Source organism: Kitasatospora purpeofusca (assembly GCF_042691725.1).
Lineage (GTDB): Bacteria > Actinomycetota > Actinomycetes > Streptomycetales > Streptomycetaceae > Kitasatospora > Kitasatospora purpeofusca_B.
On record NZ_CP170483.1, the window covers coordinates 6880576 to 6900849 of the forward strand.

Here is a 20274-nt window from a genome sequence, read left to right on the forward strand (position 1 = left end):
ATGCCGCCGGGGCGGCGCTCGGTCGAGCGCCGCCCCGGGGGTCGTGGGTGGGTGTCAGCCGATGTTGTTGTAGATGGTGTAGACGTTGTCGGGGCGTCCGGCGTAGGCGTTGTTCAGGGTGAACTGGTGGTTGCCGGGGCGGAAGATGCCGTAGGAGGTGCGGCCGGTGCCGGACCAGTCACCGACCACCGGCAGGTCGCCCTGCATGCCGTAGGTGACGGTGGAGTAGCTGCCGTCGTCGTGGCGGAAGATGAAGAGGTTGGGCTCCCAGGGGTTGGCGGCGGGGCGGAAGACGCCGAACTGCGAGTGGTGGACGCCGTCCCAGTCGCCGACGATGGGGACGTCCCCGGGGTTGCCGAAGTGGAGCGGGGTGTAGCTGCCGTCGTCGTGGCGGATCCAGAGGGTGGCGGTGCTGGGTCGGTAGACGGCGACCTGGTCGTGTCCGTTGCGGTCCCAGGAGCCGACCGCGGGCAGGTCACCCGGGTTGCCGAACGGGACGTGGGAGATGGATCCGTCGGTGCGGCTGAGGTCGAAGGCTGCCGTGCTGGGCCGGTAGATGGCGTGCTGGCACTGGCAGGTGTAGTCCCAGTTGCCCACCACCGGGATGTCACCGGGGTTGCCGAAGCCCCAGATGTAGCCGGGCCGGGAGTCGGACTTGTTGTAGGAGAGCGTCCAAACACCGTTGTCGAAGAGGCCGTTGTGGCTGGTCGGGCCGCCGAAGTAGCCGGTGAACGGCACGCCGGCCTGCGGGCCGGAGACCTCGACCGGCAGGGTGCTGCTCGCGGTGCGGCCGTGGTCGTCGGTCACCGTCTCGGTGACGGTGTACGTGCCGCCGACGCCGTACTCGTGGCTGACGCTCGCGGTCCTGCTCGGGCCCTCGCTGACCGTGGGCGCGGTGCCGTCGCCGAAGTCGACGACGTACCGGGCGATCGGCCAGGGGCTGGTGCTCTCGGCGTTCACCGTGATCCGGGCGCGGGAGCGGTCGTCGAGCTTCCACGAGAACTGCGTCCTGAGCTCGAGGACCGGGGCGATGGTCACCTGGGCGGTGGACGTGCGGGACGGGCCGGTCAGGCTGGTGCCGGTGAGCGTCGCGGTGTAGGTGCCGACTGCGGGGTAGTCGTGGTCGACGATCTGGTCGGACTCGATCGTGAGGGGTGCGCTGCCGTCCCCGAAGTCCAGCGTGGCGGTACCCGGCGTCCAGCTCCGCACGTAGTCGACCTTGAACCGCGCGTTGAGCGGGTGGCCTATCAGGTCGAACGGGAAGCCCCACAGGGAGACCAGGAGCGGGTCCTGCACCTCGATGGCGCCGCGGTCCCGGTAACCGGTGGGGGCGGTGTTGGCGACATTCGGATGGTCGGTCGGCGCCTCGCCGAAGAAGTCGGTGGCCGGCATGCCGGGCACGTCCGGGTCGGCCGCATCCGTCAGGCCCTCGGCGGCGACGGTGTTGTAGTCGTCGACGAACCCGGGGCCGACGGCGTTGTCGTGCGCGCCCTGGCCGGTGGCCCGGAACGCCTGGGGGGTGGCGTAGGCGGTGCCGCCCCAGGAGTAGGAGGTCGAGGCCTGGCTCAGCGGGACGACGGTGTTGTAGTCGGCCTTGGTGCCCTGGACCGAGTCGGCCGAAACCACCAGCGGAACCGCGGTGGAGGCCGTGCTGCAGCGGTCGGCCTGCTTGAACAGGACGTTGTTCTCGACCACCGCTGCGGCGGAGTTCCCGGCGAGTTCCAGGTCGTTCCCGCAGTTGCGGGCGATGGTGTTGCTCACCACGACGGTGCCGGGGGCGTCGGTGACGAGGACACCGCGGCCGGTGCCGTCGGCGATGATGTTGGTGGTGACGACGGCGCCGGTCACTCCGGCGTCGATGGCCACGCCCGCGACGGGCGGTGCGTAGACCCGGTTGCGGCTGACCGTGACGTCGGAGCTGCTCCCGGTGACCCGGATGTTCGCGGTCGTTCCCCCGTTGGCGGCGGAGGTGGCATCGTTCACGTGGGTGCGGTCCAGGACGATCCGCGTGGAGTCCTTGACGAGCACGGCCTCCTGCGGGGCGTAGAGCCTCAGGCTGGACACGGTGACGTCGTGGACGCCGTCCAGCACGAACGCGTGGACGGCGGTCGAGCCCTGGCCGGAGGCCAGCACACTCGGAGTCCGCGCATCGATGGGGAAACTGCCCCGGAAGACGATCGGCTTGCCCGGCTGACCGGAGCGCTTGACCGTGACCTGGCCGGTGTAAGAGCGGTCCGGCGCGATGTCGACGGTCTGGCCGGGCTCGACCACGTCGGCGGCGGCCTGGATGGTGCAGAACGGCTGCGCCTGGGTGCCGGTGCCCTTGTCGGAGCATGTGGTGGCGCGGTTGTCCACGTGGAGCACGGTGCGTTCCGCCTGGGCGGTGAACGGCAGCACGGTCGTGGCGACCGCGGAGCCGGCTATCGCGACGGCGAGGCCGGCACGACGGGAGAGTGGCATGGCTGGGGTCCCCCTGGAATGACACGGTGTGAGGTCGGGGCCGTCCGAACTGGCACGCCGACAGCAGCCCTTCGCAGACGGACAGTCCGCGCGAGCGGCACAAGTATCCACGAGCCCTTCACGCCTCCTCAACGGGGTATCCCCTCCGAGAGCGCAGCAGCGGTTTCGGACGCCCCCCGGGCGGGGACGGTGGCGGACATGCTGTCCGTGGTGGTGGCCCCGTGGGGCGGAGAACCGGTGTTCGAGCGGAACGGGGACGAGCCGCACGACGCCGCGAGCACGATGAAGGTGGCCGTGCTGGCCGCGCTGCACCGGGCCGGGGCCGACCCCGGGGAGCCGGTGCCGGTGGTGAACGGCTTCGCCTCGCGGGCGGGCGGGCGGTTCACCAACGATCCGGACTGGGACAGCGATCCGGTGCCCTGGACGCTGCTCGGCGCCACCGTGCCGCTGGGGCTGCTCACCGAGCGGATGATCACCCACTCCTCCAACCTCGCCACCAACCTCTGCCTGGCCCGGGCCGGCCACGGGGCCGTCGCCGAGGTGTGGCGGCGCGCCGGGGCCACCCGCAGCGCCAGCCCGCGCGGGATCGAGGACTACCCGGCGCGCGAGGCCGGCCTGCACAACCGGGTGACCGCGCGCGACCTGGTCCGGCTGCTGCAGTCCCTGGACGGTGAACCGGAGTTGCTCGCGCTGCTGGAGCGCAACGCCTTCCGGGTCGACCTCGCGGCCGGGCTGCCGCCGGGGACCAGGGTCGCCTTCAAGAACGGCTGGTTCCCCGGCGTGCGGCACTGCGTCGGCCTGGTGCAGCCGGACGACTGCCCGCCGTACCTGCTGGCCGTCTGCTACACCGGCCCGCTCGCCTCGGGCGCCGACGGGGCCGGGGCCGACCCGGCCGCCCGTCTGGTGGCCCGGGTCTCGGCGGCGGTCTGGGCGCGGCGGCACGCGATCACCCGGGCCGGTGGCGGGCCAGTTCCTCCAGACCGGTCAGGGCCGGCTCGTTGAGCAGGTTGATCCGTACGTAGCCGGGGTGGCCGGGGAGTTCGAAGTACCGGCCGTCCAGGGCGAGCAGGCGCTCCGGCGGGGCGGTGGGGCGGGCGAACAGGAAGTAGCCGGTGTCGATCGGCGCCTGGGCGGCCAGCGCGCCGGCGGCGGTGAGGCGCTGGTGGTTGGCGCGGACGTGGTCCAGCAGGCGGTGGTTGCCCTCGATCAGCATGAGGTCGGCGGCCCGGTGGGCGAACAGCCGGTCGGCCAGGGTGACGTCGCCGTGCAGGTTGAGGTGCAGCTCGGCGAACGGCTCCCGCAGCGGCTGCGGGACCAGCAGGTGGGCGCAGCGGTAGCCGTGGATGGACAGGTACTTGGTGGGGCAGACCATCCGCAGCGTGAGGTCGGCGGGCAGCGCGGCGGAGTCCTCGCGGCGCCCGCCGTCCCAGCGCATGTACTGGAAGGTGCCGTCGACGAACACCAGGGAGCCGGTGGCGCGCTGCCACTCGGCGAGCTGCTTCAGCACCAGCTTGGGCACCCGCCGGCCGGTGTACCAGACCGGGTCGGTGAGCAGCAGGACGGTCCGCTCCTCGGGCAGGCGCAGCTCGAACCCGGGCTGGTGGGCGTGCGCCTCGGCGACCGGGACCGGCTCGATGCCGAACTGCCGGAAGAAGTAGGCGAACTTGTAGTAGACCGGCGGCAGGTAGTGGATCCGGGTGCGGCCGGTGGTGCGCAGCCAGGTGCAGAAGGTGCCGAGCAGCGCGCTGGCGCCGCCGGCCGGCACCACCTGGTCGGGGGAGCACGGCTCGGCGTCGTAACTCTCGTGCAGGCGGGCGATCTTGGCGCGCAGCGCGGTGTCCTCGTCGAGCGCCGAGTAGCGGCCGACGTCGCCGAGCCGGTACGGCGGGGTGTGCGCGAGGTCGCCGAGGTAGTCGGCCACGAAGGGGTGGCCGCCGTTGTAGTCGGAGACGAACAGCCGCCCGTCGGGTCGCTGCCGGGCCCGTTCCACGGCTTCGTGCAGGTCGAGCATGCGGAACAACGACGGCGTCATCCGTCACCCCTCGGGCGGCTGGCCACTTTGTCGGACGGGCGTCAAGTCTGTCCGGGGCCCGGCGCGGACACAAGTCCGCACCGGGCCGGGGTGGTTCGCGTGCGAGGGGGCCGGGCGGGTCAGTAGGGCTTGACGAGCACGTGCGCCGCGCCCGGGATGCCGACCTTGAGCAGTTCGTCCTCCTCCGGGGTGGTCGGCGTGCCGGTCTCCTGCTTGAGGACCGCCCGGGACAGCGCCTGCACCCACAGGGCGCGCGGCCGGCGGCGCTCCTCCCAGGCCGCCAGCGCGGCGGGCACCGTTTCGGCGGCGTCCAGGCTCTGCGCGAGCACCAGGGCGTCCTCGACGGCCATCGCGGCGCCCTGCGCCAGGTGCGGGGTGGAGGCGTGCGCGGCGTCGCCGGCGAGCACCACCCGGCCGACGTACCACGGCTCCTCGACGGTGACCTGAGAGATCCGCGAGTACACCACCGCCGCCGGGTCGGTGACCTGGGCCAGTGCCTCGGCGATCGGCCCGCCGAAGCCGGCCAGGCGCTCGCGCAGCTGCTCGTGGGCGCGCTCCGGGTCCGGGCGGAAGTCCTCGGCCTCGGCGAACACCGAGCCCAGGTACATCAGGTCGTCGCTGATCGGGGTCAGCAGCGCCTTGGCCGCGAGGTTGCCGGTGGACATCACCACGCCCTGCACCTCGGGCGAACGCGGCAGGGTGACCCGCCAGTTGGCGAAGCCGGTGTACTCGGGCGCGTACTTCTCGCCGTAGAGCCGCTTGCGCAGCGGCGAGCCGATGCCGTCGAAGCCGACCACCAGGTCGTAGCGGGCGCTGCTGCCGTCGGACAGGGTGACCGCCACCTCCTCGCCCTCGTCGGTGAGTTCGGCGATCGTGGTGCCGAAGCGCAGGGTCGCGCCGGCGGCGGTGGCGGCCTCGCCCAGCACCCGGGCCAGCGCGGGGCGGGGGATGCCGTTGTTGGACGGCGCGTCGCCCATCCGGGGCTGCGGGATCTTCGCGAGGACGCCGCCGGCCGGGTCGCAGATGGTGAGCACCTCCCACGCGAAGCCGACCGTCAGGCACTGCTCCAGCACGCCGATCTCGCGCATCACGTGCAGCGCGTTGGAGGGCTGGATGATGCCGACGCCGAGCGCCTCCAGGGCGTCGCGCAGCTCGACGACGTCGACCCGGTGGCCGCGGCCGGCGAGGGCGGTGGCGGCGGTCAGGCCGCCGATGCCGGCGCCGTGGACGAGGACGCGCAGGGGTGGGGTCATGATGGCGGTACTCCAAGGGGAGGAAGAAGGGGTAGGGCGTTCAGCGGACCGGGGGGCCGGCCGACAGCTCCATCAGGTGGTCGACCAGCGCGAGCAGCAGGTCCCGTCCGAAGGTCCGCACCCGCACGTCGCCGACCAGCATCGGCACCTGCGGGTCGAGGTCCAGCGCGGCCCGGACCTCCGCCACGCTGCGGGTGTTCTCGCCGTGGAAGCAGTTGATCGCCACCACGAACGGGATGCCCCGGCTCTCGAAGAAGTCGATCGAGGCGAAGCTGCTGTCCAGGCGGCGGGTGTCGGCGATCACGACGCCGCCGAGCGCGCCGTTCACCAGGTCGTTCCACATGAACCAGAAGCGCTCCTGGCCGGGCGTGCCGAACAGGTAGACCACCAGCTCCGGGCTGACCGTGATCCGCCCGAAGTCCAGGGCGACGGTGGTGGTCTCCTTGTTGTCCACGCCGGACAGGTCGTCGATGCCCTCGCTGGCGCGGGTCAGGTACTCCTCGGTGCGCAGCGGAGCGACCTCGCTGACCGAGCCGACCAGGGTGGTCTTGCCGACCCCGAAGCCGCCGGCGATGAGGATCTTCACGGCCGAGGGGGCGGCGGGGGCGGCGGCGGAGCCGGTGGAGGAGAGGGACGAGGGGGACGAGGGGGAGGAGGGGAGAGGTGCGGGTCGTGCCATGGTTCAGAGCCTCCGGAGTCCTTCGCGTACGGCCGTCAGCAGCCCGAGGTCCAGGCCGCCGTCCCCCGAGGCCCGGGCCACCGAGATCGGCGCCCGGGCCCGCAGCAACCCCTGGGCGATGAGGTCGCCCAGGAGGATCTTGGTCACCGAGACCGGCAGGTTGAGCCCGGCCGCCACCTCGGCGACGGCGGCCGGCCGGCGGCACCGCTCCAGGATCAGGCGGTGCTCCGGCTGCAACCCGCGGGTGCCGGACGACCGGGCGGCCAGCACCGGGTCCGCGAGCTCCTCCACCGTGGTCAGCAGCGTGATCAGGGTGAGGTGGTCGTGCTCGGGCGCCGTCCGGCCGCGGGTGATGGTGTACGGGCGCACCATCGTGCCCGCGCCGTAGTCGTCGTCCTCGTCCTCGTCGGGCAGCTCGCTCCAGTGCGGCCTCACCGCGTGCTCACCCCCGGTTCCTGGAGGCGAAGGCGTCGAACTCGCTGCGGACCGGCGTGCTGAGCTTCTGGCCGACCTGCTGGACGAGCTGGTGCATGGCCACCGACATCACCTCGGCGTCCACCTCCTGGTCGGCGACCACCGCCAGGTGGGTGCCCTGGGCGGCGGCGATGACGAACAGCCAGAGCTCGGCCAGCTCGATGATCACCTGGTGCACCGGTCCGCCGTCGAAGAGCTGGCCGATGCCCCGGGCGAGGCTCTGCTGGCCGGTGGCGACGGCCGCCAGGCGCTCGGCGTCGGCGCGGTCGATCGAGCGCGAGTGGCTGACGACCAGGCCGTCGTCGGAGAGCAGCACGGCGCTTCTCGTCCCGGGCACCGTGTCGACGAGTCCGTCCAGCAGCCAGTCGAGGTCCTGGTGGGTGGCGATGGTGCGGTTCATGACTGCTCTTCCGTCCTCGTGGTTCGGGGGTCCGCGGCCGGGAGGGCCCAGGGGGAGGGACCCGGCGCGGGAGTCGGGTGGCCGGTGACGGCCGTGGGGACGGCCGGGCCGGGCGGCAGGCCGCGGTGCGCCGCGGCGTGCTCCGCGGCGGTGCGGTCGGGGCCGGCGGGGCCGGTGGGGTCGGTGGCGGCCGTGGGCTCGGCGCCGTCGAGGCCGCGGGCGGCCCGGGACTGGCGCTGGAAGGCGCCGACCGTGGCGCCCGAGCGGCGCGGCGCGCGCTGGAACGGGCCCGCGGCGGCCGGGTCGGCGCCGCCGCGTTCGGCGCGGGGGCCCGGGGCGGCGGGACGTCGCGCAGCTCGGCGGCCAGGCTGGCCTGGCGGACCCGCTGCGGCAGCGGGGGCAGGGACGCCGACGGCGCGGGCGCGCCGTCCTCGCGGCGCCGCTCGGCCAGCCGGTAGTGGTCGGCCGGCCGGTACTGCTCGTCGGCGTACGGGGCCTCGGCGGGCGTCACCGTCGCGTAGGCGATGTCCGGGTAGGCGGGGTCGTCGTAGCCGGTCGGCGGGCCGACCGGGCCGGGCTGCCCGGGCTGCGCGGGCACGCCGGGCGCCGGGGCGCCGTACGGGGCGCCGGTGCCGGGTCCGCCGACGTAGCCGGTGCCGTAGGCGCCGGCGGGCGAGCCGTGCTCGACCGGCCGCCCCTGCTCGGAGAGCGGGTACAGGTAGCCGTCGGTGTCCCGGTGCGCGAAGCCGCCCTCGAAGCCGTCCCCGAAGTCGCTGTCGAATCCGCCGCCGGCCGGGGCGCCGAGCACCTCGTCGTCCGAGGGCGGCACGTACTCGACGTGGGCGAAGGCCTGGGCCTGCGCCGGGTGGGCGCCGGGGGTGAACCAGTCGCCGCCCGCCGGGTCCGGGTCGGGCCCGGGGGCCTCCAGGGCCGCGCGCTCCTCCGCCTCGTCCACCGCGACGACCGGCGAGGACGCCGGGGCGGCCGCGGCCGAGGGCATCTCGGTCACCGAGGCGAGGGGCGCGGTCTCCTCGCGCTGCTCGGGACGCTGGCGCCGGGCGAGCGGGATCGGGGTGACCGCCGCGTCGTCCGACAGCCCGGTGTCCCCGTCCAGCACGTACTCGCCGGGGACGAGCACGACCACCCTGGTCCCGCCGAAGGCCGACGGGCGGAACTCGATCTGCAGGCCGATCGCGGCCGCCAGCCGGCCCACCACGTGGAAGCCGAGGCGGATGTCGTCGCCGCGCGCGAGCATGTCGGTGCGCGGCGGGTCGTCGGCGAGCGCGGCGGCCATCAGCGCGTTGGCTGCGTCGTACTGCTCCAGGTCCATGCCCAGACCGCGGTCCTCGATCTCGATCGCGAGCCCGCGCCCGACGACGGCTGCCCGCACGTCGACCGGCGTGGGCGGCTTCGAGAAGCTCGCCGCGTTCTCCATCAGCTCGGCGACCACGTGGGCGACCGGTCCGACCGCCCGCTCGGAGAGCCACGGGTGGCCCTCGACGTCCAGCACGATCCGGCGGTACTCCTGCACCTCGCCCTGCGCCGAGCGCAGCACGTCCAGCAGCGGCACCGGCTTGCGCCACTTCCGCTGCGGCTGGCCGCCGGCCATGATGACCAGGTTCTCCTCGTAGCGGCGCAGGCGGGCGGTCAGGTGGTCGAGGTCGAACAGGCCCTCCAGGACCTCCGGGTCCTCGTGCCGGCGCTCCAGGGCGTCCAGCTTGCGCAGCTGCTGGCCGATCAGCAGCTGGGTGCGGCGGGCGATCCGCTGGAGCAGCCGCTCGAAGCCGCGGTGCTGCTCGGCCTGGCGCACGGCGGTCTCCAGCGCGGAGGTGCGGGCCAGGTTCATCGCCTGGCCGAGCTCGGCCAGCTCGTCGCCGCCGCGGGCGCGAGTCCCGGCGGTGATCGCCCGGCTCTGCGCCTCGACGTCGACCTGCTCGCCGCGGGCGAGGCGCTCGACCACCTCGGGCAGGGTGCGCTCCAGCTCCTGCGCCTGGTCGTGCAGCTCCTTGATCCGGCGGCGCAGCGAGCGCGTCAGCCGCCAGCTGGCGAGGACCACCGCGATCACCGCGAGCAGGCCGACCACCGCGGTCAGCGCGACCCGGGTGAGCAGCGAGAGGAACGAGTCCTTGCCGACCTCGACCACGCCCGCGGTGCGGGTCTCGAGGACCTTCACCAGCTGCGGGTTGACCTGGTCGAGGGCCTGGCGCCACTGGTCCTGCAACTGCGGGAGCCGGACGGTGCCGGCCGCGTCGGCGGCGGCCGGGCGGGTGAGCGCCTGCTCCACGGCGGCCTTGGACTGCCAGGCGGGGCCGGTCAGCAGCTCCGACCAGGCGCCCCGCTCGTCCTCCGGGACGTAGGGGACGACCTGGACGGTGAACAGGTGGTCCTGGGTGCCGATCGCCTGCTGGACGAGCTGGTAGTCCGAGGCGCTGAGCTTGCCGGACGGCCAGCCGCGGGCCAGGATCGCGTCCTCGCGGGCCAGCATCTCCTTCGCCCAGAAGGCGTTGACCAGGGTCTTGGAGATCCAGGTGACCTCGCCGGTGTCGACGTGGCTGAGCGCGGTGAACAGCCGCAGGTCCACGGCGATCAGGTCGGTGTAGTACGTGTAGACGCCCTGCTGGTCGGCGGAGCCCTTGTCGACGGCGGCCCGCTGGTCGCCCAGCTTGTCCATCGCGCGCCGGGCCTCGGCGACGGCCGTGAGCACCTCGGCGGGCGCGCTGTCGGCGGTCTCCCGGGAGAGGACCTGGAACTTCTGCACGGCCTCGTCGGTGAGCTGGCGCTGGCGCTTCAGCTGGTCGGTGACGGCGGCGGTGCCGGGCCGGGCGAGCGCCTCGGCACTGAGCCGGCGCTCCTCCTGGAGGTTGTAGTAGACGATGTTGGACGGCTGTCCCGCCTTCTGCGCCAGCAGGCCCTGGTCCGCCAGGCGCTGGAAGTCGAAGAAGGTCACACCGCTGGTGACCGCCCACAGGACGGCCAGGGCGATGCTGGGGACGAGGGCGAGGACGAGCAGTGCCGTCCGCAGCGACAGGCGCGGACGACGCCTGCGGGGGGCCTTCGGCGTCGGGGGCCGCCGATTCGCACGCGCGCGCAGAGCTGACTCCTTGGGGCTGGCGGCCGGCCCGGTGAGGGCTGCACCGACCGGGGCACGGGCTTTATGACGAGGCGATACTAGTCATACGGTGTGTTAGCAGTGAAAGCGCGTTCGATCTTCGGGCGGTGTGGACACACATCCTTGACATCGCCGAAGCACGGGATTCACGGCCCCACCAGGGCTCCGCCCGGCTCCACCGGGTCCCTGCCCGGGCCGCCCCGCTCCGGACGGGCGCCCGGTCCGCGCCCGCTCGCGCCGCACCGGGCGGCAAGTCCCGATGGGTGGAACGAGGTTGTCCAGGCCGACGGTTCACGGCTACGGTACCCGGCATCATGCAGACGTGGAGCCTTCTTCTCGGTGGCCGCCGCGGGGCCTGACAGACCGGCACCCCGCTACGGGGTCGCCGTGCTGCCGGTCGTCCTCCCCTCGCCACCGAACCAGGGAAGGACGCCGCACCCCGTGCGCTCCACCGAATCCGCACAGAACGTCAAACCCTTCGCCACCGTGCCGCCCCCCGCCGTCGGGCGGGCGGACGCCGCTCCCGTGGTGCGGCAGGATGGGGCGATGACCGACGACACGTCCCTGCCCAGCCGCAGCCGGGCGGTGGCCGACGCCCTCGCCGAGGCCGGCCTGCCCGGGGAGATCCGGGTCCTGCCCGACTCCGCCCGCACCGCCGCCGAGGCGGCCGCCGCCCTCGGCTGCGAGGTCGGCGCCATCGCCAGCAGCCTGGTCTTCGTCTGCGACGGCGCTCCCCTGCTCGTCATGACCAGCGGCGCCCACCGCGTCGACACCGCGTACCTCGCCCGCGTCCTGGGCACCGGCCCGATCACCCGGGCGAGCGCCGCCCAGGTCCGCGAGGCCACCGGCCAGGCCATCGGCGGGGTCGCCCCCGTCGGCCACCCGGCCCCGCTGCGCACCGTCGTCGACACCGACCTCGCCGGTCACGACCTGCTGTGGGCCGCCGCCGGGCACCCGCACACCGTCGTGCCGATGACGTACGAGGAGCTGCTGAAGCTGACCGGCGGTACGCCGTCGGCGGTGACGGCGCCCGGGGCGTAGGGGGCGGGGCGGGTGCTCCCGGCCTCCGGCGGTCGGGGGCCGGGGCGGGGCGGTCGGGGGCCGGGGCGCTCAGGAGCGGTGGCGGGTGGCACGGGCGACCACGAGGAGGAACAGGCCGCAGGCCGTGACCGCCAGCCAGCCCGGGCGGGAGGCGGCGGCCAGGCCGGCTGCGCCCGCTCCGGCGCCGGCCCCGGCTCCGGCTCCGGCTTCCGCGCCCGCTGCCGCGACCAGGCCGCCGGCCAGGGCGATGCCGACGGCCGAGCCGAGCTGGCGGGCCGTCGAGGTGATCGCCCCGGCCACGCCGGCGCGGTCCGCCGGCAGGCCGCCCACGGCGGTGTTGGTGATCGGCGCGTTGGCGAAGCCGAAGCCGGTGCCGAGCAGGAGGTTGGCGGCCAGCAGCAGCGGCACGTCCGCCGCCCCGCCACCGGCCGGGAAGGTGCGCAGCAGCAGGAGCACCCCGCCCGCCGCCGTGAACCAGGCGGCGAGCAGCAGCGGCCGGCGCGGTCCGCCCCTGCTCACCAGCACCCCCGACAGCGGCGCGCACACCGTCGCCCCCAGCGCCATCGGCAGCGTGGCCAGCCCGGCGGCCGTCGGCGTCCAGCCGCGCGTGTGCTGCAACTGGAACGTGGTGAGCAGCAGACTCACCGTCAGCGCGACGAACACCGCCACCGCGCCCAGGACGGCCGTGCCGAACACCGGCCGCCGGAACAGCGCGAGGTCCATCAGCGGCTCGGCCCGGTGGCGCTCGGCGCGCACGAACCCGGCCGTGGCCGCCGCCGCCACCGCGTACCCGGCGAGCGCCCACGGCGAGGCCCAGCCCAGCCGCGGCCCCTCGATCAGCACGGCCACCGTCGCGGACACGGCCGCGGTGAGCAGGAGCTGGCCCGGCAGGTCGAGCCGGCGGGCGCGCGGCGCGCGGGACTCGGGCACGAACAGCACGCTCAGCACCACGGCCGCCACCACCACCGGCACGTTCACCCAGAACACCGACCGCCAGCCGAACGCCGTGACCAGCGCCCCGCCGGTCACCGGCCCGGCCGCCATGCTCAGCCCGAACACCGACGCCCACACGCCGATCGCCCGGGCCCGCTCCCGGGGGTCGGGCATCGCGTTCACCACGATCGCCAGCGCCACCGGGCTGAGCATCGACGCGCCCACGCCCTGGACGGCGCGCGCCGCGACCAGCGCGCCCGTCGAGGGCGCGAGCGCGCAGCCGAGGGAGGCGAGGCCGAACAGCAGCAGGCCGCACTGGAAGACCCGGCGGCGCCCGAAACGGTCGGCGAGCGCGCCGGCCGTGATCAGCAGGCTGGCGAGGACGACGGTGTAGGCGTCCACGATCCACTCCAGGTCGCGGGTGCCCACCCCGAGGCCGCGCCCGATCGCGGGCAGGCCGACGTTGACGATCGTGGTGTCCAGGCCGACCAGGAACAGGCTCAGCGCGCAGACGGCGAGCACGGTCCGGCGCCGGCGGGCGGTGAGGAGGGGAGGTGGTGGTGCTGCGGCCGTGGTGGTGGTCATGAGGTGGGCAGCCTTCCGGTCGGATCGTCGTAACGGCGCGCCCATGCTGAGGCCGGGGGAGGGCCGCGGCGCAGCGTTCTTGCTAAAACCGCAAAGAGGCGGCCCCGGGTCCGGGGCAGAATCGCCCCCATGGACGCCGACCCCACCACGACCGACGACGTCACGCGGACCATCGCCGCCATCGGACCCCGGCTGCGCGCACTGCGCCTCGGCCGCGGCCTCACCCTGGACGCCCTCGCCGCCGCCACCGGCATCTCCGTGAGCACCCTCTCCCGCCTGGAGACCGGCCACCGCCGCCCCACCCTCGACCTGCTCATCCCGCTCGCCCGCGCCCACCGCGTCGCCCTGGACCACCTGATCGCCGCCCCCGCCACCGGCGACCCCCGCGTCCACCTCCGGCCCCACCGGCGCGACGTGGGCAGCGTCCTCGTCCCGCTCACCCAGTACCCGGGCCGGGTGCGGGTCTTCAAACAGGTCCTCGCCCCGCGCGAACCCGGACTCGTCAGCCACGCCGGCTACGAGTGGCTCTACGTCCTCGCCGGCGAGCTGCGGCTCCTCGTCGGCGACCGCGCGTTCACCCTCCACCCGGGCGAGGCCGCCGAGTTCGACACCGCCGAACCCCACTGGTTCGGCCCGGCCGGCTCCGAGGTCGTGGAGATCCTCCACCTCCACGGCCCCCACGGCGACCAGGCCGTGCTGCGCACCGGCACCGCCCCCGGGTAGGACCGGCCTCCCGTGCGGGGTTCAGCGGACGGCCCGGCCGGTGGACCGGCGGGCGGGATGGTGGGCGGGGCGGTGGGCGAGGGCCGGGGAGACGGCTTCGAGGGCGCCGGTGAAGGAGCCCTCGCCCAGGACACCCGGGGCGGCGACCTGGACGCCGACGAGGTGGACGCCGTCGCCGTGCCATGGGCCCGTCCTCCATCCGTCCTCCGTCCGTCCTTCACCGGTCGTCCGTGTCCGGCCGGCCCGGATCGGCCCCGCTGCGGCCGCTGTCGGGAGGGAGACGGCGCGCAGCGCCCGGATGTGAGGGCCCGTCGCGCGCGCGGGGGAGCGGCGCCGCCCGCGCGTAGGGGGCGGCCGGGGCGGCGCGCGTCCGGCGGGAAGGCGCCGGGCGGGTTCCCGTCAAGTCGGCGCGGGGGCCTTCCCGCAGGTCGGCGCAGGTGCGGGGCGGTGGGGGCGGCGCGGACGGCGAGGAGCGGGGGCGGTGGGAGTGGCCGGTTTCCGGCGCTCCGATGGTGCGCGTACCGAACAACGGCCCGCCGCTGTCGGCCGCCGCTGCTACACCAAAGGCTGCTACACCGAAGGCTGTTGCGGGGAAGGCTGTCGCGAAGAAGGAGGCAGGCATGGCAGGTGGCGGCGAGTGGGTGCGGGTGCGCGCCCACCTACGGCGCAAACCCGGCTCGGGCGGTGGCGGCGGCGGGGGCGGCGGTGCCGGGCGGCGGACCAGCGGATGGGTGATCGCCGGGGCGGTCGCGGTCTTCTATCTCTACGGGCACTTCGTCGGCTACCGCGACGACGCCGCCGCGCCGCCGTCCCCCGCGCCCGCCGCCACGGCGGCGCCGACGTCCGTGGACCGGGCCGACGCGGGCCCGGCCGAAGCGGAGGCGCCCTGATGGCGGCCCGCTTCCGCAAGCCGCGCGGCCCGGTCGAACGGCTCGCCGCGGCGCTCGTCGCCGCGGCGGTCGCCGTCGCGGTGCTCGGCATCACCCAGGCGCTGCTGCGGTCCTGGGTGTTCCTCGCGGCGGTCGCGCTGCTCACGCTCGCGGGCGCCGTGTGCGGCCCGATGCTGGAGCGCACCCGCACCGAGCGGCTGGCCGGCCTGCGCCTCAGCCTCGCCGAGGTGGACGCGATGGGCGACCAGGACTTCGAGTACGCGCTGCGCGACCTGCTGGTCCGCGACGGCTGGACGGCGGACCAGGTCGGCCGGCAGGGCGACCAGGCCGCCGATGTGATCGGCCACCACCCCCGGCACGGCCGGATCGTCCTCCAGGCCAAGCACACCACCGTCGGCGTCAAGGTCGGCGTGCAGGTGATGTACCAGGTCAAGGGGACCGCCGGCCCGGTGCACGGCGCCGACGTCGCCGTGGTCGTCACCAACGGCGGCCTCACCCGCGACGCGATGGCCTGGGGCGACCAGTACGGGGTCCACTGGGTCGACCGGGACCGCCTGGAGAGCTGGGCCGCCGCCGGCCGGCCGCTGCACCACCTGCTGCCGCTGCCGCGCCGACCGCTCGGGTAGCGGCGCTCTCGCTCCGGCCCGCCCGGTCGGCGGCCGCGGCGCGCCCGCCCGCCGGTTCCCGGGACGCCGCGTTGCCGCAACCGGGACGGCCTGGTTCGATCGTCCGCATGGACCAGGACGCCAACCCCGAGATCGCCGCCACGCTGCGCCAGATCGGCCCCCGGCTGCGCCGGCTGCGCGAGCGCAAGGGCCTGTCGCTGGCCGACCTCGGCCAGGCCACCGGCATCTCCAAGAGCACGCTGTCCCGGCTGGAGTCCGAGCAGCGCAAGCCCAGCCTGGAACTCCTGCTGCCGATCGCCGCCGCCCTCGCCGTCCCGCTGGACGAGATCGTCGCCGCCCCGCGCGTCGAGGACCCGCGCGTCCACCAGCACCCGGGGCGGGCCGACGGGCGGACCTTCGTCCCGCTCTCCCGCCACCGCACCGAGCCCCGGGCGTTCAAGATCACCATCCCGGCGGCCCAGCAGACCCCCTCGCTCGCCACCCACGCCGGCCACGAATGGCTCTACGTGCTCTCCGGCCGGCTGCGGCTGCTGCTCGGCGAGCACGACGTCGTCCTCGCCCCCGGCGAGGCGGCCGAGTTCGACTGCCAGAACCCGCACTGGTTCGGCTCCACCGGCGCGGGGGACGTCGAAGTCCTCAGCCTCTTCGGCAAGCAGGGCGAACGCCTCCACCTGCGCGCCCGCACCCGCCCGAAGGAGGGGAGGGAGGCGAGGGAGGTGTGAGCGAGCCGCCGCGCCGCCGCTGCTGGGCGATCCGAGTGGCGAGTCGCAGCGGTCCTCGCCGTCAGGAGGCGGCGTGGAGGGGGGTCGGGAGCGGGGTGGGGAGGCCGGCGCGGTGGGCGAGGGCGGCGGCCTCGCCGCGGGAGGCGACGTCGAGTTTGGCCAGGATGTTGGCGACGTGGAACTTCACCGTGGACTCGCTGATGTGCAGCGCGTGGGCGATCTCGCGGTTGCGGCGGCCCCGGGCGAGCTGGTCCAGGACCTCCAACTCCCGTGGGTGCAGGCCCTCCAGCGGGTCGGCCGAGGTCCCGGTGCAGGCCTCGGGGGCGTGCAGGGGAAGGTCGACGGTCACCGTGGTGCCCCAGCCCGGGACGGCGTCGACGGTCAGGCGGCCCGCCAGGGCGGCGATCCGGTCGGGGGTGCGGTGGACGGCCAGCGCGTCGGCGGTCAGCAGGCCCGGGCCGTCGTCCCGGACGACCGCGCGCAGGCCGTTGTCGACGAACTGCCACCGCACGTGCAGTCGGCCCAGGCCGTCCTGCTCCAGCATGGCGAGCACGGTGGAGCGGACCGCGGCGCGGGCGGTGTGCGCGGTGTCGGCGGGGACCGAGCGGTCGCCCTCGGCCGGGGCCAGCAGGTCCAGCCGGACCGGGCTGTGTCGTAGCAACGGCCGTACCTCGTCGGCGAGTCGGGCGAACGCGGTGGCGGCCGGCTCCTCGCTGAGCTCCCGGTCGAGGTCGGCGGCGCCGCGCAGGTCCAACAGCGCGGTGACGGCCAGGTCGGTGGCGTTGCGCCGGGCGGTGGCGTCGTCCAGGGCGGCCGAGCGCAGCGGCGCGAGGATCGCGGAGAGGGCGGAGGCGTGGGCGCCGCCGAGTTCGGCGATGGTGCGCGCCCGCGCGCTCGCCGAGGCGCGCGAGGCGGCGGCGTGCGTCGGTGCGGCGTCGACGGCCCGGTGGTGGGAGTGCGTGGTCAGCAGCTCCCACAGTTGCTGCAGCACCCGCAGCGGCCGCTCGGGCAGCGGTGCCGGGGGAAGGCCGGCCCCGGCCCCGGATCCCGCCCGGACCAGGACCAGCAGCGCGCCGTTGCTGCCGGCCGGAGCCGCCGCCACGGCGACCGCCGGGCGCGGGCGCCCGCCGAGCACCGCCTCGCCCTGCCAGGGGCGACCGGGCGTCACCTCCTCGCCGAGCCGGGCCAGTTCCGCGCCGGTGATCCGCGCCGACAGCTCCTCGGGGCCGGAGACGCTCGCGGGGGAGTGCGTGCAGATCCCGCTCAGCTGGGCCAGCGCGAGGTGCGGGACGAGCCCGGCGAGCACCTCGGAGATCTTCGGCATCAGCCTCGTCCTGGGCGTGCGCAGCACCTCGGCGGTGAGGGCCAGCGCACCCTCGGGGTCCTCCCAGGACCACCCGCCGGGACCCGCCGCCCCGTCGTCGCCGTATCCGTCCCCGCCGCGCGGCTGCTCCGTCATGCCGACCAGCGTAGTTCGCGCCCGCTCCCCGCCGGCCTGGCCGAAGGGACAGGTGGAACCCTCCGAACGACGGGGCCGGCGGGAGGGCCGCCCGCACCAGGCTGGAGACGTCACCGGGACTCGGGCGACCACCCGGTCTCCCGAGTCCCCTGCAGCGAACGAACGGTGGGCCTTCCCATGAGCAACCCTTCCGGCACCCGCACCCTTCCGACCAAGGCGATCGGCTTCGCCGAGCACGGCGGCGTGGACGTCCTGCGGCCGATCGGGATCGAGCTGCCCGCGCCCGGCCCCGGCCAGGTGCGGATCGCCGTGCGCGCCGTCGGCGTCAACCCGCTCGACCACAAGGTGCGCTCCGGCGCGCTGACCGCGCTGTTCCCGGTCACCTTTCCCGCCGTCGTCGGGTACGAGGTGGCGGGCGTGGTGGAGTCGGTCGGCGAGGGCGTCACCGAGTGGCGGACCGGCGACGAGGTGCTCGGCGCGGTGCACGGCGGCGGCTACGCGGAGCACGTGCTGGCGGAGGCGGGCCGGCTGGTCCGCAAGCCGGCGGCGCTCGGCTGGGCGCAGGCCGCGGCGATCCCGGTGGCGGCCGAGACCTCGTGGCGCTCCCTCGACCTGCTGGGCGCGGAGTCCGGCCACACCCTGCTGGTGCACGGCGCGGCCGGCGGCGTCGGCACCGTGCTGCTGCAGTTCGCCCGGGCCCGGGGGATCCGGGTGATCGGCACCGCGAGCGAGGCCAACCACGCGTTCCTGCGCGAGCTGGGCGCCGTCCCGGTGGCGTACGGGGAGGGGCTGGCCGAGCGGGTCCGGGCCGCCGCGCCCGGGGGTGTGGACCGGGTGCTGGACGCGGCCGGGACGGGCGTGCTGGCGCTGTCGGTCGAGCTGGCGGGCGGCGCGGAGCGTGTGCTGACCATCGCCGACTGGCAGGGCGCCGAGCAGCACGGGGTGCGCTTCACCGGCGGCGAGGCGACCGCCACCTACGACCGTCCGGCGCTGAACGGTGCGCTCGGCCTGTTCGCGGCGGGCGCCCTGGCCCTGCCGCTGCACCGGGTGCGGCCGCTGGCGGAGGCGGCCGAGGCACAGGCCGAGAGCGCGCGCGGCCACCTGCGGGGGAAGATCGTCCTGATGGTGAGCTAAGTCCGGATTGGTCTGATTTTCACTCGTTTGGAATAATCCGACGCTCGGAATCCCCGTGAGCACGGGGATCAGCCGGTCGGCCGACCTGCGCTCGCCCCTTGCGAGTGCAGTGGGCCGGCCGGGAGCGACGGGCGGCGCCAGGCCGTCCGCGCGGACGAGGTCAGGAGGACCCGGATGGACAGGCGCGCGGTGGTCGGCGAATTCCTCGGAACGCTGTTGTTGGTACTGCTGGCGGTGGGCGCGGCGGTGCTGGCCGGGGAGGCCATCGGCTCGGTGGGCATCGCGCTCGCGTTCGGCCTCGTGCTGCTCGCCCTCGCGTACGCGATCGGGCCGATCTCGGGCTGCCACGTGAACCCGGCGGTGACGCTCGGGTTCCTGCTGGCCCGCCGGATCGACGGCCGCACGGCCGTGTCGTACTGGGTCGCGCAGGTGCTCGGCGGCATCGCGGGCGCGGCGCTGGTGCTGCTGCTCGCCAAGCAGGTCCCCGGCCTGGAGACCCACGGCAAGCTCGGCACCAATGGCTGGGGCGAGCGCTCCGCGGTCCACATCAACGCCGGCGGCGCCTTCCTGACCGAGGTCGTGCTGACCTTCCTGCTGGTCTACGTGGTCCTCGCGGTCACCCACCGGCTCGCCGCCACCGGCTTCGACGGGCTGCCGATCGGCATGGCCCTGGTGGTCGTGCACCTGGTCGGCATCCCGCTCACCGGCACCTCGGTGAACCCGGCGCGCAGCCTCGGCCCGGCCCTGTTCGCGGGCGGCCCGGCGCTCTCGCAGCTGTGGCTGTTCCTCCTCGCGCCCCTGGTCGGCGGCGCGCTGGCGGCCGGTGTGCACCTGCTCACCCACCCGCAGCCCAACCTCCCCGCCGCCGAGGCCCTCGCCACGGACGCCCGCGCGGCGGCGTAGCGGGCCTTTGGCGCCGCGGTCTTCACCGGGCGAAACCGAGCCGTTACAGTTCGGTGCCATGGAGGATCTGAAGACCGCGGCGGCCCCGGGGAACGGTGGGCGGCTGGCCGGGAAGTCCTGTGTGGTCACCGGAGCCGCGAACGGGATCGGCCGCGCCGTCGCCGAACTCTTCGCCCGCGAGGGGGCGTCGGTGGTGGCCACCGACCTCGACGGCGACGGCCTGCGGCGGCTGGCGGAACAGCTGCCGCAGGCCGTCAGCACGGTGGTCGGCGACGTCTCGCGGGACGAGGACGCCCGTCGGATGATCGCCGCCGCCGTCGAACGGCACGGCCGGCTGGACGTCCTGGTGGCCAACGCGGGGGTGATCCCGCTGATGGAGATCACCGAGGCGGGCGCCGAGGACTGGGACCACGTGATGGCCGTCGACGGGCGGGGGATGTTCCTCACCTGCAAGTACGCCATCGAGGCGATGGCCGGCCCCGGTGGGGCGATCGTCTGCGTCTCCTCCATCTCCGGTGTCGCCGGGCAGCGCGGCCAGGCCGTGTACGGCCCCGCCAAGTTCGTCGCCTCCGGCCTCGCCAAGCACCTCGCCGTGGAGTGGGCCGACCGGGGCATCCGGGTCAACGCCGTCGCCCCCGGCACCATCACCACCGAGCGGGTCGCCCGCCTGCGGGACGAGCCCGGCGGACCCGAGTACCTCGCCGCCATCGAGCAGCTCCACCCGATGCGCCGCCTCGGCTCCCCCGGGGAAGTGGCCGCCGCCGTCCTCTTCCTGGCGTCCGACGAGGCGTCGTTCATCACCGGCGCCGTCCTCCCGGTGGACGGCGGCTACCTCGCCCAGTGACCGTCGG

General features: G+C 75.1%; 17 protein-coding genes and 1 pseudogene. 9 read left to right on the forward strand and 9 right to left on the reverse strand.

Annotation, left to right across the window (positions count from 1 at the left end; translation table 11 throughout):
• Positions 1 to 54: 54 nt before the first annotated feature.
• A complete protein-coding gene (locus tag ACFCLZ_RS29645; RefSeq protein ID WP_380280944.1) occupies positions 55 to 2460 on the reverse strand; it encodes a PKD domain-containing protein in 2406 nt (801 codons plus the stop codon).
• Between the two features lie 198 nt (positions 2461 to 2658).
• Between ACFCLZ_RS29645 and ACFCLZ_RS29650 the strand changes: the two genes are divergently transcribed.
• Entirely contained in the window at positions 2659 to 3462 is an 804-nt protein-coding gene (locus ACFCLZ_RS29650; protein WP_380280946.1) for a serine hydrolase, read from the forward strand.
• On the opposite strand, the gene ACFCLZ_RS29655 is transcribed toward ACFCLZ_RS29650, so the two are convergent.
• From ACFCLZ_RS29655 to ACFCLZ_RS29680, 6 genes and pseudogenes are all read right to left on the reverse strand, one after another.
• Positions 3407 to 4492, reverse strand: a complete 1086-nt coding sequence (locus ACFCLZ_RS29655; RefSeq protein WP_380280948.1) for an aminotransferase class I/II-fold pyridoxal phosphate-dependent enzyme — start codon at positions 4490 to 4492, stop codon at positions 3407 to 3409. The two genes, ACFCLZ_RS29650 and ACFCLZ_RS29655, sit on opposite strands and share 56 nt — an antisense overlap.
• A gap of 119 nt (positions 4493 to 4611) precedes the next feature.
• Entirely contained in the window at positions 4612 to 5745 is a 1134-nt protein-coding gene (locus tag ACFCLZ_RS29660) for an FAD-dependent monooxygenase (protein WP_380280949.1), read from the reverse strand.
• A gap of 40 nt (positions 5746 to 5785) precedes the next feature.
• Positions 5786 to 6424 (reverse strand): ATP/GTP-binding protein, encoded by a 639-nt coding sequence (locus tag ACFCLZ_RS29665; RefSeq protein ID WP_380280951.1) that lies wholly within the window; start codon positions 6422 to 6424, stop codon positions 5786 to 5788.
• A gap of 3 nt (positions 6425 to 6427) precedes the next feature.
• Complete coding sequence (locus ACFCLZ_RS29670) at positions 6428 to 6859, reverse strand: DUF742 domain-containing protein (RefSeq protein ID WP_380280953.1); 432 nt, start codon at positions 6857 to 6859, stop codon at positions 6428 to 6430.
• Positions 6860 to 6866: 7 nt separating this feature from the next.
• Positions 6867 to 7298: a roadblock/LC7 domain-containing protein gene (locus ACFCLZ_RS29675; RefSeq protein WP_380286320.1), complete on the reverse strand. Its 432-nt coding sequence runs from the start codon at positions 7296 to 7298 to the stop codon at positions 6867 to 6869.
• Between the two features lie 1186 nt (positions 7299 to 8484).
• Positions 8485 to 10245: pseudogene (locus ACFCLZ_RS29680) on the reverse strand (nitrate- and nitrite sensing domain-containing protein); the annotation flags it as partial.
• A gap of 708 nt (positions 10246 to 10953) precedes the next feature.
• Between ACFCLZ_RS29680 and ACFCLZ_RS29685 the strand changes: the two are divergent.
• Positions 10954 to 11448 (forward strand): YbaK/EbsC family protein, encoded by a 495-nt coding sequence (locus ACFCLZ_RS29685; RefSeq protein ID WP_380280955.1) that lies wholly within the window; start codon positions 10954 to 10956, stop codon positions 11446 to 11448.
• A 69-nt stretch (positions 11449 to 11517) separates the two neighbouring features.
• Here the strand turns inward: ACFCLZ_RS29685 and ACFCLZ_RS29690 are convergent, their stop codons facing one another.
• Positions 11518 to 12966 (reverse strand): MFS transporter, encoded by a 1449-nt coding sequence (locus ACFCLZ_RS29690; protein ID WP_380280957.1) that lies wholly within the window; start codon positions 12964 to 12966, stop codon positions 11518 to 11520.
• A gap of 129 nt (positions 12967 to 13095) precedes the next feature.
• On the opposite strand from ACFCLZ_RS29690, the gene ACFCLZ_RS29695 reads away from it, so the two are divergent.
• The 4 genes from ACFCLZ_RS29695 (at position 13096) to ACFCLZ_RS29710 (ending at position 15927) form a co-directional block, all read left to right on the forward strand.
• Positions 13096 to 13689 carry a helix-turn-helix domain-containing protein gene (locus ACFCLZ_RS29695; protein ID WP_380280959.1) on the forward strand — a complete coding sequence of 198 codons (594 nt, stop codon included), beginning with the start codon at positions 13096 to 13098 and terminating at the stop codon, positions 13687 to 13689.
• A 620-nt stretch (positions 13690 to 14309) separates the two neighbouring features.
• On the forward strand, positions 14310 to 14579 hold the full coding sequence (locus ACFCLZ_RS29700) for a hypothetical protein (protein WP_380280961.1): 270 nt from the start codon (positions 14310 to 14312) through the stop codon (positions 14577 to 14579).
• The gene (locus ACFCLZ_RS29705) at positions 14579 to 15205 is read left to right on the forward strand and encodes a restriction endonuclease (RefSeq protein WP_380280963.1); all 627 of its coding nucleotides are present in this window, start codon (positions 14579 to 14581) and stop codon (positions 15203 to 15205) included. The genes ACFCLZ_RS29700 and ACFCLZ_RS29705 overlap by 1 nt, the downstream gene beginning before the upstream one ends.
• Before the next feature lie 107 nt (positions 15206 to 15312).
• Positions 15313 to 15927: a helix-turn-helix domain-containing protein gene (locus tag ACFCLZ_RS29710; protein ID WP_380280965.1), complete on the forward strand. Its 615-nt coding sequence runs from the start codon at positions 15313 to 15315 to the stop codon at positions 15925 to 15927.
• Between the two features lie 61 nt (positions 15928 to 15988).
• On the opposite strand, the gene ACFCLZ_RS29715 is transcribed toward ACFCLZ_RS29710, so the two are convergent.
• Complete coding sequence (locus ACFCLZ_RS29715; protein ID WP_380280967.1) at positions 15989 to 17386, reverse strand: LuxR C-terminal-related transcriptional regulator; 1398 nt, start codon at positions 17384 to 17386, stop codon at positions 15989 to 15991.
• Between the two features lie 177 nt (positions 17387 to 17563).
• Here ACFCLZ_RS29715 and ACFCLZ_RS29720 point away from each other — a divergent pair, with 177 nt between their 5' ends.
• The 3 genes from ACFCLZ_RS29720 to ACFCLZ_RS29730 all read left to right on the forward strand — a co-directional run bounded on the left by ACFCLZ_RS29720 (position 17564) and on the right by ACFCLZ_RS29730 (position 20267).
• Complete coding sequence (locus ACFCLZ_RS29720; protein ID WP_380280969.1) at positions 17564 to 18520, forward strand: NADP-dependent oxidoreductase; 957 nt, start codon at positions 17564 to 17566, stop codon at positions 18518 to 18520.
• 174 nt (positions 18521 to 18694) lie between these two features.
• Positions 18695 to 19423: an MIP family channel protein gene (locus ACFCLZ_RS29725; protein ID WP_380280971.1), complete on the forward strand. Its 729-nt coding sequence runs from the start codon at positions 18695 to 18697 to the stop codon at positions 19421 to 19423.
• Positions 19424 to 19481: 58 nt separating this feature from the next.
• Positions 19482 to 20267: an SDR family NAD(P)-dependent oxidoreductase gene (locus ACFCLZ_RS29730; protein WP_380280973.1), complete on the forward strand. Its 786-nt coding sequence runs from the start codon at positions 19482 to 19484 to the stop codon at positions 20265 to 20267.
• Positions 20268 to 20274: the final 7 nt, after the last annotated feature.

Excerpts from the sequence above, each read along its gene's own strand:
- ACFCLZ_RS29715 (WP_380280967.1), bottom strand. The coding sequence starts at position 17,386 with ATGACGGAGCAGCCGCGCGGCGGGGACGGATACGGCGACGACGGGGCG.
- ACFCLZ_RS29695 (WP_380280959.1), top strand. The coding sequence starts at position 13,096 with ATGGACGCCGACCCCACCACGACCGACGACGTCACGCGGACCATCGCC.
- ACFCLZ_RS29655 (WP_380280948.1), bottom strand. The coding sequence starts at position 4,492 with ATGACGCCGTCGTTGTTCCGCATGCTCGACCTGCACGAAGCCGTGGAA.
- ACFCLZ_RS29685 (WP_380280955.1), top strand. The coding sequence starts at position 10,954 with ATGACCGACGACACGTCCCTGCCCAGCCGCAGCCGGGCGGTGGCCGAC.
- ACFCLZ_RS29730 (WP_380280973.1), top strand. The coding sequence starts at position 19,482 with ATGGAGGATCTGAAGACCGCGGCGGCCCCGGGGAACGGTGGGCGGCTG.
- ACFCLZ_RS29720 (WP_380280969.1), top strand. The coding sequence starts at position 17,564 with ATGAGCAACCCTTCCGGCACCCGCACCCTTCCGACCAAGGCGATCGGC.
- ACFCLZ_RS29645 (WP_380280944.1), bottom strand. The coding sequence starts at position 2,460 with ATGCCACTCTCCCGTCGTGCCGGCCTCGCCGTCGCGATAGCCGGCTCC.
- ACFCLZ_RS29705 (WP_380280963.1), top strand. The coding sequence starts at position 14,579 with ATGGCGGCCCGCTTCCGCAAGCCGCGCGGCCCGGTCGAACGGCTCGCC.
- ACFCLZ_RS29675 (WP_380286320.1), bottom strand. The coding sequence starts at position 7,298 with ATGAACCGCACCATCGCCACCCACCAGGACCTCGACTGGCTGCTGGAC.
- ACFCLZ_RS29725 (WP_380280971.1), top strand. The coding sequence starts at position 18,695 with ATGGACAGGCGCGCGGTGGTCGGCGAATTCCTCGGAACGCTGTTGTTG.
- ACFCLZ_RS29665 (WP_380280951.1), bottom strand. The coding sequence starts at position 6,424 with ATGGCACGACCCGCACCTCTCCCCTCCTCCCCCTCGTCCCCCTCGTCC.
- ACFCLZ_RS29700 (WP_380280961.1), top strand. The coding sequence starts at position 14,310 with ATGGCAGGTGGCGGCGAGTGGGTGCGGGTGCGCGCCCACCTACGGCGC.
- ACFCLZ_RS29660 (WP_380280949.1), bottom strand. The coding sequence starts at position 5,745 with ATGACCCCACCCCTGCGCGTCCTCGTCCACGGCGCCGGCATCGGCGGC.
- ACFCLZ_RS29710 (WP_380280965.1), top strand. The coding sequence starts at position 15,313 with ATGGACCAGGACGCCAACCCCGAGATCGCCGCCACGCTGCGCCAGATC.
- ACFCLZ_RS29650 (WP_380280946.1), top strand. The coding sequence starts at position 2,659 with ATGCTGTCCGTGGTGGTGGCCCCGTGGGGCGGAGAACCGGTGTTCGAG.
- ACFCLZ_RS29690 (WP_380280957.1), bottom strand. The coding sequence starts at position 12,966 with ATGACCACCACCACGGCCGCAGCACCACCACCTCCCCTCCTCACCGCC.